At 35.4% G+C, this 11198-nt stretch carries 9 protein-coding genes; 2 read left to right on the forward strand and 7 right to left on the reverse strand.

The window, feature by feature from the left end:
• Positions 1-480: 480 nt before the first annotated feature.
• From AC0L5Q_RS04610 to AC0L5Q_RS04630, 5 genes are all read right to left on the reverse strand, one after another.
• Positions 481-732 carry a hypothetical protein gene (locus tag AC0L5Q_RS04610; RefSeq protein WP_473614782.1) on the reverse strand — a complete coding sequence of 84 codons (252 nt, stop codon included), beginning with the start codon at positions 730-732 and terminating at the stop codon, positions 481-483.
• Between the two features lie 2193 nt (positions 733-2925).
• Positions 2926-3285 (reverse strand): hypothetical protein, encoded by a 360-nt coding sequence (locus tag AC0L5Q_RS04615; RefSeq protein ID WP_473614785.1) that lies wholly within the window; start codon positions 3283-3285, stop codon positions 2926-2928.
• A 109-nt stretch (positions 3286-3394) separates the two neighbouring features.
• Positions 3395-3835 carry a hypothetical protein gene (locus tag AC0L5Q_RS04620; protein WP_473614789.1) on the reverse strand — a complete coding sequence of 147 codons (441 nt, stop codon included), beginning with the start codon at positions 3833-3835 and terminating at the stop codon, positions 3395-3397.
• Between the two features lie 766 nt (positions 3836-4601).
• Complete coding sequence (locus AC0L5Q_RS04625; protein WP_473614751.1) at positions 4602-4976, reverse strand: hypothetical protein; 375 nt, start codon at positions 4974-4976, stop codon at positions 4602-4604.
• Between the two features lie 753 nt (positions 4977-5729).
• Positions 5730-6341, reverse strand: coding sequence for a hypothetical protein (locus AC0L5Q_RS04630; protein WP_473614792.1), 612 nt, complete (start codon positions 6339-6341; stop codon positions 5730-5732).
• Between the two features lie 557 nt (positions 6342-6898).
• Between AC0L5Q_RS04630 and AC0L5Q_RS04635 the strand changes: the two genes are divergently transcribed.
• Positions 6899-7867 (forward strand): integron integrase, encoded by a 969-nt coding sequence (locus tag AC0L5Q_RS04635; protein ID WP_473614796.1) that lies wholly within the window; start codon positions 6899-6901, stop codon positions 7865-7867.
• Positions 7868-8481: 614 nt separating this feature from the next.
• On the opposite strand, the gene AC0L5Q_RS04640 is transcribed toward AC0L5Q_RS04635, so the two are convergent.
• Complete coding sequence (locus AC0L5Q_RS04640; protein ID WP_473614798.1) at positions 8482-9018, reverse strand: peroxiredoxin-like family protein; 537 nt, start codon at positions 9016-9018, stop codon at positions 8482-8484.
• Positions 9019-9411: 393 nt separating this feature from the next.
• Complete coding sequence (gene pdsO, locus AC0L5Q_RS04645; protein WP_473614801.1) at positions 9412-10230, reverse strand: sortase-associated OmpA-like protein PdsO; 819 nt, start codon at positions 10228-10230, stop codon at positions 9412-9414.
• A gap of 232 nt (positions 10231-10462) precedes the next feature.
• On the opposite strand from pdsO, the gene pdsR reads away from it, so the two are divergent.
• Positions 10463-11188 carry a proteobacterial dedicated sortase system response regulator gene (gene pdsR / locus AC0L5Q_RS04650; RefSeq protein ID WP_473614805.1) on the forward strand — a complete coding sequence of 242 codons (726 nt, stop codon included), beginning with the start codon at positions 10463-10465 and terminating at the stop codon, positions 11186-11188.
• Positions 11189-11198: the final 10 nt, after the last annotated feature.

Raw genomic sequence — 11198 nt, forward strand, 5'->3', positions numbered from 1 at the left:
TATTAATTAAATTAAAATGAACCAAACGATAAACGCCTAACGCCCAATTAATGGGCTTTTATTGCTGGCTAAAATTTGCGAGGAACGAGCACAGCCAGCTGTAAAAGTCCCGTTCAATTGCTTGTTATATGCCTGATAAACTTTAACTTAATTACTGAAGTTCAAAGTAAAAGACGGTAGTAATAAATGCACTATAAATTGAGCTACCCACAAATACCAGAACGAAATAATAGCTTTGTTACATTACGCAGTAATAAAAACAACAAAGCTTATTAGTGACTAGTGAAAAACGACAATAGCGAAACTCATAGCAACACTTACAAAAGTAAGATTGATAACAATATTTTTAGCTAAACAAACAATACTATTTGAGTGCATATAACGCCCAAATAAGGGGCTAATTATTGCTGGCTAAAATAACGAACGAAGTGAGGCAGCCAGCTGTAATTAGTCCCACTTCATTTTCTTGTTATGTGTAAATTACTTCTCAATATCCGTTAAATCCTTGCCATTACAATCAATTAAGTTGGTAAAGTTAGTTTGACTAAAGATTCTTTTTAGACAAAGAAATGAGAATAAAATAGCTAAAAGGAAAAACAAAATCCCTGTTAGTTCAAATACTTCAAAATCAACACAAATTCCAGATGGTTGACAGCCATTTCTAGGGAGTCTTTCATAGGTTAGAAAAGTGAAAAATATAGCTAAAATAATATAAATTATATTACGAATCACACCCCCCTCCTTTACACATAACGCCCAATTAATGGGCTTTTATTGCTGGCTATAATAGCGAGGAACGAGCACAGCCAGCTGTAAAAGTCCCGTTAAATTGCTTGTTATATGCCTGATAAACCTGAACTAAAATACAAAAGTCAGAAGTAAAAGACGGTAGTAATAAACGCACTATAAATTGAGCTACCCACAAATGCCAGAACGAAATAATAGCTTTGTTACATTACGAAGTAATAAAAACAACAAAGCTTATTAGTGACTATTGGAAAACCTTAATAGCGAAACCCGTAGCAACGTTTACAAAAGTAAGATTGATAACAATATTTTTAGCTAAACCAACAATACTATTTGAGTGCATATAACGCCCAATTAATGGGCTTTTATTGCTGGCTAAAATTTGCGAGGAACGAGCACAGCCAGCTGTAAAAGTCCCGTTAAATTGCTTGTTATATGCCTGATAAACCTGAACATAAATACACAAGCAACTAGTAAAAACCGGTAGTCATAAACGCACTATAAATTGAGCTACCCACAAAAGCCAGAACGAAATAATAGCTTTGCCACAAAAGTCTCTTTAACAAGGCAAAGCTTATTAGTGACTATTGATAAACGACAATAGCGAAACCCGTAGCAACGTTTATAAAAGTAAGTTTGATAACAATATTTTTAGCTAAACAAACAATACTATTTGAGTGCATATAACGCCCAATTAATGGGCTTTTATTGCTGGCTAAAATTTGCGAGGAACGAGCACAGCCAGCTGTAAAAGTCCCGTTGAATTGCTTGTTATATGACTGATAAACCTGAACTTAAATATAAAAGCCAGAAGTAAAAGACGGTAGTAATAAACGTACTATAAATTGAGCTACCCACAAATGCCAGAACGAAATAATAGCTTTGTTACATTACGAAGTAATAAAAACAACAAAGCTTATTAGTGGCTATTGCAAAGCTATAATAGCGAAACCCGTAGCAGCGTTTACAAAAGTAAAAGTTAATAACCAAATTATTAGCTAAAGCCCCCTACTACATGAATTGCATATAACGCCCAATTAATGGGCTTTTATCGCTGGCTATAATTGCGAGGGACGAGCACAGCCAGCTGTAAAAGTCCCGTTGAATTGCTTGTTATATGCCTGATAAACCTGAACTAAAATACAAAAATCAGAAGTAAAAGACGGTAGCAATAAGCACACTATAAATTGAGCTACCCACAAATGCTAGAACGAAATAATAGCTTTGTTACATTACGTAGTAATAAAAACAACAAAGCTTATTAGTGACTAGTGAAAAACACAATAGCGAAACACGTAGCAGCGCATTAAAAAGTAAAAGTTAATAACCGAATTTTTAGCTAAACCAAACAATACTATTTGAGTGCATATAACGCCCAATTAATGGGCTTTATTGCTGGCTAAAATTGCGAGGGACGAGCACAGCCAGCTGTAAAAGTCCCGTTGAATTGCTTGTTATATGCCTGATAAACCTTAACTTAAACACAAAATCTAGAAGTAAAAGACGGTAGTAATAACTGCACTATAAATTGAGCTACCCACAAATGCCAGAACGAAATAATAGCTTTGTTACATTACGTAGTAATAAAAACAACAAAGCTTATTAGTGACTATTGGAAAACCTTAATAGCGAAACCCGTAGCAGCGTTTACAAAAGTAAGATTGATAACAATATTTTTAGCTAAACCAACCATACTATTTGAGTGCATATAACGCCCAATTAATGGGCTTTTATTGCTGGCTAACATTGCGAGGAACGAGCACAGCCAGCTGTAAAAGTCCCGTTGAATTGCTTGTTAGATGGTAACTCAGATAAACACTAAGCGCTCCAGCCAACATAACCATAAGCGTAAAATAAAAAAATCACCTTAACTTGTGCGACAATCCTTAATCTTAAGTAAAGTTGCTTCAAGTAAAAGACACTACTTACGCAACTTTACTTAAGATTAAGGATTAAAAAGAAGCTTAGCACGCGTCAAGGGATTTTAAATAGAATTTGTTGTTTGGATAAACTCAACGCTTATGCTGTAGAAAAGCGGCAATACTCCTTCTTTCCACAGATCCCTTAGCAAATGAATTCTTTTGTTACCATATAACGCCCAATTAATGGGCTTTTATTGCTGGCTAAAATTGCGAGGAACGAGCACAGCCAGCTGTAAAAGTCCCGTTGAATTACTTGTTAGCTGGTTACATAGTGGTGCCTTAAATACCAGCCAACCGATATACCTGTTGCCCCTCCAACTATACATCCAACTACCCCAAAGAGAACACCACAAACAACTCCTAAAAACATTGAAACTATAATTACTATTTTATTATTTGAAATTCGTTGTACACAAAACTCCATTATTAAGCTAAATAATATAGAAGGTAGACCCATTAATACAAAAGCGCCTATTATCATTACAAAGAATGTAACTACCTGAGATGCGCCTCCCTTACCAGCCTGTAGTACCGTGAAAAAGAAAAAGAGACATGCACCAACTAAGGGTGGAAAAACAACTCCAGCAATAATCCTATGTGTACGATTCGATACCATAACCAATCCTTGATTTACCAGCTAACGCCCAATTAATGGGCTTTTATTGCTGGCTTAAAATTGCGAGGAACGAGCACAGCCAGCTGTAAAAGTCCCGTTAAATTGCTTGTTAGGCATTTTTTACACTGTTGTTGGTTTTATGAACAGCGATATACCAAAACAATGCCATTGCTAATGAAATTATAATGCTACTAATTAATGATTCTTGAAGTTTTAGTAAATATCCAGCATTTGTAATTTGACCAAACTCAACCACTAATGTTTGTGAGTAAAACAACCTATCGTATCCTGCTGTACTATAGAGAGACCACATAAGGTTTAAAACGAAACTGACAACAAACATTACAGAGGTATATTGCCAACACTTTTTCCAGCCGTAAGCTCGAAGTATTAGATGACAAATAGCTGCGAAAAATAAGAAAAACACGTAAGCAAAAACTAAATTGAACAGCGCCCAAAAACTTAAAGCACTATGCCCCCAGTATGGAATTGTCCAAATTAGAGCAATAATCAAAGGAGATAAGAAAACTCCAAGTGCTATCCGTTTCACGAAACTCTCCTAAATGCCTAACGCCCAATTAATGGGCTTTTATTGCTGGCTATAATTGCGAGGAACAAGCACAGCCAGCTGTAAAAGTCCCGTTGAATTGCTTGTTATATGCCTGATAAACCTGAACTTAAATACAAAAGTTAGAAGTAAAAGACGGTAGTAATAAACGCACTATAAATTGAGCTACCCACAAATGCCAGTACGAAATAATAGCTTTGTTACATTACGTAGTAATAAAAACAACAAAGCTTATTAGTGACTATTGGAAAACTACAATAGCGATACTCGTAGCAGCACTTACAAAAGTAAAAGTTAGCAACTAAATTATTAGCTAAAGCACCCTACTTCAGAATTGCATATAACGCCCAATTAATGGGCTTTTATTGCTGGCTAAAATTTGCGAGGAACGAGCACAGCCAGCTGTAAAAGTCCCGTTGAATTGCTTGTTATATGCCTGATAAACCTAAACATAAATACACAAGCAACTAGTAAAAGACGGTAGTAATAACCACACTATAAATTGAGCTACCCACAAATGCCAGAACGAAATAATAGCTTTGTTACATTACGTAGTAATAAAAACAACAAAGCTTATTAGTGACTATTGGAAAACTACAATAGCGATACTCGTAGTAGCGTTTACAAAAGTACGTTTGATAACAATATTTTTAGCTAAACCAACCATACTATTTGAGTGCATATAACGCCTCATTCAGAGGCAAATAATTGTTGGCTAAAATAGCGAGGCACGAGCAACAGCCAACTGTTATTTGTCCTGCTGCAATGCCTTGTTAGGTTTACATTGTTCCCAAAGCATCTCTTTGTATTTTTTAGCTAAAAGTATATCTTTATTTATACCTAATGATTTAGCACCAAACCCAGTTTCATAATATAGTTTTGCTGCTTTTATCGCGTCACAATTACCTAAAGATGCGGCTTTTATTAAGCAAGCGGTAGCTACTTCTGACTTCCGTTTGCCAGGATAGTTTACCTGATATGCATTGGCGTCGATCTCATCGGGCTTATACGCTACTGAAAAAAATAGAGAGTACATATCATTTACATCAGACTCAATAGGACATGCATTCTCTGCTTTAATATTTAAAGACACAAACATAAATACCAATGCTAAAATTTTCATCGTAAACCTAACGCCCAATTAATGGGCTTTTATTGCTGGCTAAAATTGCGAGGGACGAGCACAGCCAGCTGTAAAAGTCCCGTTGAATTGCTTGTTATATGCCTGATAAAACTGAACTTAAATACACAAGTTCAAAGTAAAAGACGGTAGTAATAAATGCACTATAAATTGAGCTACCCACAATTGCCAGAACGAAATAATAGCTTTGCCACAAAAGTCTCTTTAAAAAGGCAAAGCTTATTAGTGACTATTGAAAAACTAGAATAGCGAAACTCGTAGCAGCGTTTACAAAAGTACGTTTGATAACAACATTTTTAGCTAAACCAACCATACTATTTGAGTGCATATAACGCCCAATTAATGGGCTTTTATTGCTGGCTAAAATTTGCGAGGGACGAGCACAGCCAGCTGTAAAAGTCCCGTTGAATTGCTTGTTATATGCCTGATAAACCTAAACATAAATACACAAGCAACTAGTAAAAGGCGGTAGTAATAACCACACTATAAATTGAGCTACCCACAAATGCCAGAACGAAATAATAGCTTTGTTACATTACGCAGTAATAAAAACAACAAAGCTTATTAGTGACTATTGGAAAACTATAATAGCGAAACCCGTAGCAACACTTACAAAAGTAAGATTGATAACAATATTTTTAGCTAAACCAACCATACTATTTGAGTGCATATAACGCCTCATTCAGAGGCAAATAATTGTTGGCTAAAATCGCGACGCAGGAGCAAAGCCAACTGTTATTTGTCCTGCTTCAATGACTTGTTAGGCATATTTTCACCCAACTTGTTTATTAAAGAATTTGGTACCATTATTTTAAACAAATCCAATGGTAAAAATTTACTGATTTCACGCATTGATTGATTATGCGATTTTGTAGTTCCGTAATTAATACCGGGATAATTTAAGGCTGTATTTGCAAAGTACGCAGCTTCCATAAGCAATTCCTTGATATCAATTTCGCCCATATAAACGGGTGGAACAAGTAAACGACCTATAGTAGTTCTTTGTAAGTTAATTTGACCAATATACTCACTAATTTCAGGGTCAGTATCTTTGCCGTATTCAAATAAAAAAGCCGAACCCTCAGAATACCAATCGGTTTCCATGGCGTCTTCCCATGAGATTTCACCTCTGCAAAGTTTCTCAGCAGCTTCAACACCTTTTCTACTACCTGAGTCAGGAAGTAGCTCCCAGATTCGCCTACAGCATTCAAGTAAGTATTTTTGAATAATAGTCATTGATTCGGGATCTTTAAGGTGGCCACGCTCTCTTAAAAGATAAATAATCTCCCAAGAGGATTCTTCACATGCTTGATCTACAGGTTGAATATTATCGACAGGGTTCACCATATGCCTAACGCCCAATTAATGGGCTTTTATTGCTGGCTAAAATTGCGAGGAACGAGCACAGCCAGCTGTAAAAGTCCCGTTGAATTGCTTGTTATATGCCTGATAAAACTGAACTTAAATACACAAGTTCAAAGTAAAAGACGGTAGTCATAAACGCACTATAAATTGAGCTACCCACAAATGCCAGAACGAAATAATAGCTTTGCCACAAAAGTCTCTTTAAAAAGGCAAAGCTTATTAGTGACTATTGAAAAACTATAATAGCGAAACTCGTAGCAGCGTTTACAAAAGTACGTTTGATAACAATATTTTTAGCTAAACCAACAATACAATTTGAGTGCATATAACAGCTTATTAGTTTGCAAATTTCCCGCTTTCCACAAAACATTTACAAACAACTTTAAAAACCTAGATTATGTCACTTTAATCGAAATATCAACAATATAACTTTTTTACCTATGCTAGCAGCTGTGTAAAAGCAGGAAAAAATCCTGCTTTGTTGTAGAAAGCGAGATTTATGCTATACTGTATATAAAAACAGTTGCCAATGTGATTATATGAGTTCTCCATTTTTAGATTATATAAAAGAAAAAATGCAATTAAAACGATACGCTAAAAGAACCATTGGCACGTATTTATATTGGATTAAGGCTTATATTAACTACAACCAACAGACCCATCCTATTGACTTACATGATCGTGAAGTAGAAGCTTTTCTGTCATACTTATCTAATCAAATGAATGTTGCTCCAAGAACACAAGCGTTAGCGTTAAATTCTCTCGTTTTTTTATATAAACACGTACTCGATAAGCCCTTAACATTCGATTTAGCTTTTAATAAAAGTCGTATTCAAACCAAACTCCCCGTCGTACTTACAAAAGAAGAAATTAAAAGTCTTTTAATGCATACCAATGAAAAGCACTCGCTAGCTATTCAAATTATGTACGGTAGTGGTCTTCGGCTTATGGAGGTGGTAAGGCTTAGAATTAAAGATATTGATTTTGATTACCACTCTATTCAAATATGGCACGGTAAAGGTGGTAAAAACAGACGAGTTACATTAGCCAAAGAGTTAGTCAGTAAGCTAAAAACACAAATTCAATTAGCAAAAAGTATTGCCTGTAGCGATTTAGAAAAACCTCAATATCACGGTGTTTATTTACCCTATGCATTGGCGAGAAAATACCCTCAAGCTAATAAAGACATTGGATGGCATTATTTATTTCCCTCATCTCGCTTAAGTGTAGATCCTGAATCAAAGTTATTGAGACGACATCACATTGATGAAACACTTTTACGTAAGGCCGTTAAAGCCGCTTCGCATCAAGCCAATATTGAAAAAAACGTAACCTGCCATACTTTGCGACATTCATTTGCTACTCATTTATTACAACGCGGTGCAGATATAAGAACGGTTCAAGAACAATTAGGTCATACTGATATTCGTACTACACAAATTTATACTCATGTAATTGAGCATGGTGCCAAAGGCGTTACTAGCCCGTTATCTGATTTAATGAGCTAACGCCATCTCGTCATTAGAAAGTTCTATCCCATCGTTTTAATAATGACTTTCATTGTCGATCGAGAGGGCACAACAAAAACTTTATAGTAGTATTTATTACCCATTACCGATCAATATGCGTATTTCAGAGCGCTTGAGCGATATCAATTCAAAGCAATGTTTTGTAATAATGGTCGTTCCTTTATAAAAAGCACTGTTGATGAAGTGATTTTGCTAAAACGATTCTTCGATGGCTCTAAAAACAATTTATCTTCCTCTGTGCTCTTCGATTGTTAAAATTTCTTTATCTTTTCAGAAGCAATTCGTCACCTAATTACGCGAATTATTCTCATTAAAAGAACAAGACCAAGACCAACCATGGAAGTTTTATTGCTCTGTAGTATTCTCATTCCTCAGTGTGTACAAATATAACTTCGCGTATAACTTGCCAAGCGTTATTTACGTTACGTGTAATTAATACGAACTCTGTTGCTCATTGGTATCAATTCGATGAATTCAGTCCATGTATTCAATTCTGGAGCTTTATTTTCACGCTTACTTGAAATAAACCTTTATACATCACTTTATCTACAAGAGAAGTGGCGCTATTAGGAGCAAGCATAATAAAAGAGCTACTAATAAGTTAGCGTACCTCGAATAGGATATTTATTTTCAGGATTTCTGATCAAACCTAATCCTCTAATCACTGACGTTAATTCAGGTCGTAGAAAAGGCGCGTTAGAAATATCAATTAATTGAATATTGTTCGATGAGTTGATCACAAATAAACCGGGTTCAGCGAATGGACGATCTGTTTCAGCCTCAGACCTTGGATTTGAAATATATAAACCTAAGGTTTTCATTTGCTCAATAGTTAAATCGTAACCTACCTCAAAACTTGGGTTTATTTCATTCATTTGAATTAACGCTTTTTCTTTTGGATCGGCAGACATAGCAACAACATCCACACCTAATTCATTAAATTGAGGAAGTAACTCGTTTAAGGTTGATAAATATTTATTGCATAACGAGCAATGTTTACCACGATATACAATCACTAAAAGCCAATCACAATCTCCCTTAGGGTTTAAAAAATCTAATTTTCCGCCCTCTAATTTATCAACCGATAATGTTGGAAATTGTTGTCCTGCACTTAACTTTTTACTTATCATTTTATTTCTCTCTGAATTTTGTAATGCACACACAATAATAAACAAGTAATTATAGTCAAGAGTTTGTGATGAACGATACAAAAATAAAATGGGCTATTCTTTAAAATTTAACAAAGACGTAGCCCTCGCCTCAGCCATTAATGTTTGATTTAAGGCAAAGTTATTTACTTAGAGCAAGAACCGGCATAAGTATTGATGAAATGAATAAAGATTTTGAAGAAAAAACAGAGATGGTTTTAAGCTTTTGTAAATAAAAACTCTAGCTGATAAGTATCAGCTAGAATTTCAATTAGCAATTTATTGATGTTTCTATCTATTCATAAATATATACCCACCTCCTTAGAATAATTTATATCCTGTAATACATTGAATAACATAACTTAAAATACAGAATTAAAAGTTTTGTGCTGTTTGCCCTTCATCAGTTTGATGTAACTTAATAACTACTCGACGGTCGTAAAAACTGATTTCTTTATCGGTACTCGCGACTACAGGTTCGCTTTCACCAAGAGCAAATATTTGAATGCGGTCGCTTTCTACCCCATCATTTATTAAGGCATTTTTAACAGCATTTACTCGTGCTAACGATAAAGCTTGGTTTAATGCTTCGTCACCTTGTAAATCGGTATAACCTGAAAGGTCTATTGAAAGATCAGGCGACTGGGCTAACATTTTAGCTAGCGAGCTTATTTGTTGTTGGTAATGGGCTTTAATTTCGCTTGAGCCTGTTGAAAACTGAAGGCTCATCAACAAGTTTTCAGCTTGCAACTGAGCCGATTTTTTATAGTTACTTTCTAACGATAACAGCTCTGCTTGGTATGATTGTTCCGTTGCTTGTAATGCTTTTTGATGTTGTGCGATTACGTGATCAATATTCTGTTGTTTACTGGCTAATGTAAGCTCTAAATCTTCAATCGAATTTTCTGCATTGACGTTTTTAGCGATTAGCGTACCAACAAAACCAGCCACAAACGCCCCTATTGGCCCTGCAACTACAGCACCCACAAGAGCACCTGATCCAAATCCTATTTCTACATTAGTATCTGCTTGTTGCGCTTTTTCTTGTGCTGTCATGATTTTGTATTCTTCATCAAAAGCATAGCTTGGTGCTGTCATTAACGAACCGATAACCAATAAACCAATAACTGATTTTTTAGTTACTGAGTGAGAAGTTACCTTGTTTGCGTGTGTAGTTGTGTTAAAAGTTTTCATATTGTTTTCCTTTAGTGGTTGTTTATTTAATTGCTTAACTCTTTGTTGGTAACTATTAAACAAAACAAGTCGGACGAAATACCGACGCAAAAAAGGAAAATCGACGAACAAATGTGGCAACAATATGGCAATATCAATAAAAGCGCGAAGTTAGGGAAATAATTAGATATATTTACCTCATTGAAGAGTGCAGCTTGACTTAAATAGCTAAAACAGAAAGGTAAAAGAATAAATGAGTAAACGCATAGCGATAGTAGAAGATGAAGCAGCCATAAGAGAAAACTATGCTGATGTTCTACGCAGCCAAGGATATCAGGTACAAACCTATGTAGATCGAGAAAGTGCCACACAAGCCTTTTCTTTACGCTTACCCCATTTAGTTATTTTAGATATTGGCTTAGAAGAAGAATACGACGGCGGTTTTATTTTGTGTCAGTGGTTACGCACCCTTTCAACCACTTTACCTATTATATTTTTAACGGCTCGCGATAATGATTTTGATACCGTATCTGGCTTACGTATTGGCGCTGACGATTACTTAACAAAAGATATTAGTCTACCTCACTTAAGCGCAAGAATATCAGCTTTGTTTCGCAGACAAGATGCTATGAATCAACCACAACAAGAAGATCATTTAATTAGCGTAGGATCGATGACAATAGACAGCCAGCGCATGAGTGTTAAATGGAAGGAGCAATTAATCGACCTAACCATTACCGAATTTTGGATGGTTTACGCACTTGCTAAACACCCTGGCCATGTAAAAAACAGAACCCAGCTCATGCAAGATTCTAATATTTTTGTTGATGACAGTACCATTACCTCGCACATTAAACGTATTCGTAAAAAGTTTATAAAAACAGACGATACATTCGATTACATTGAAACTATTTATGGTATGGGTTATCGCTGGAATGAAGATACACAAAACAGCATGAGTTCAGCAAGCCATGCTTAATATTTCTATA

The sequence above is a fragment of the Pseudocolwellia sp. G5-9 genome, from assembly GCF_055808995.1.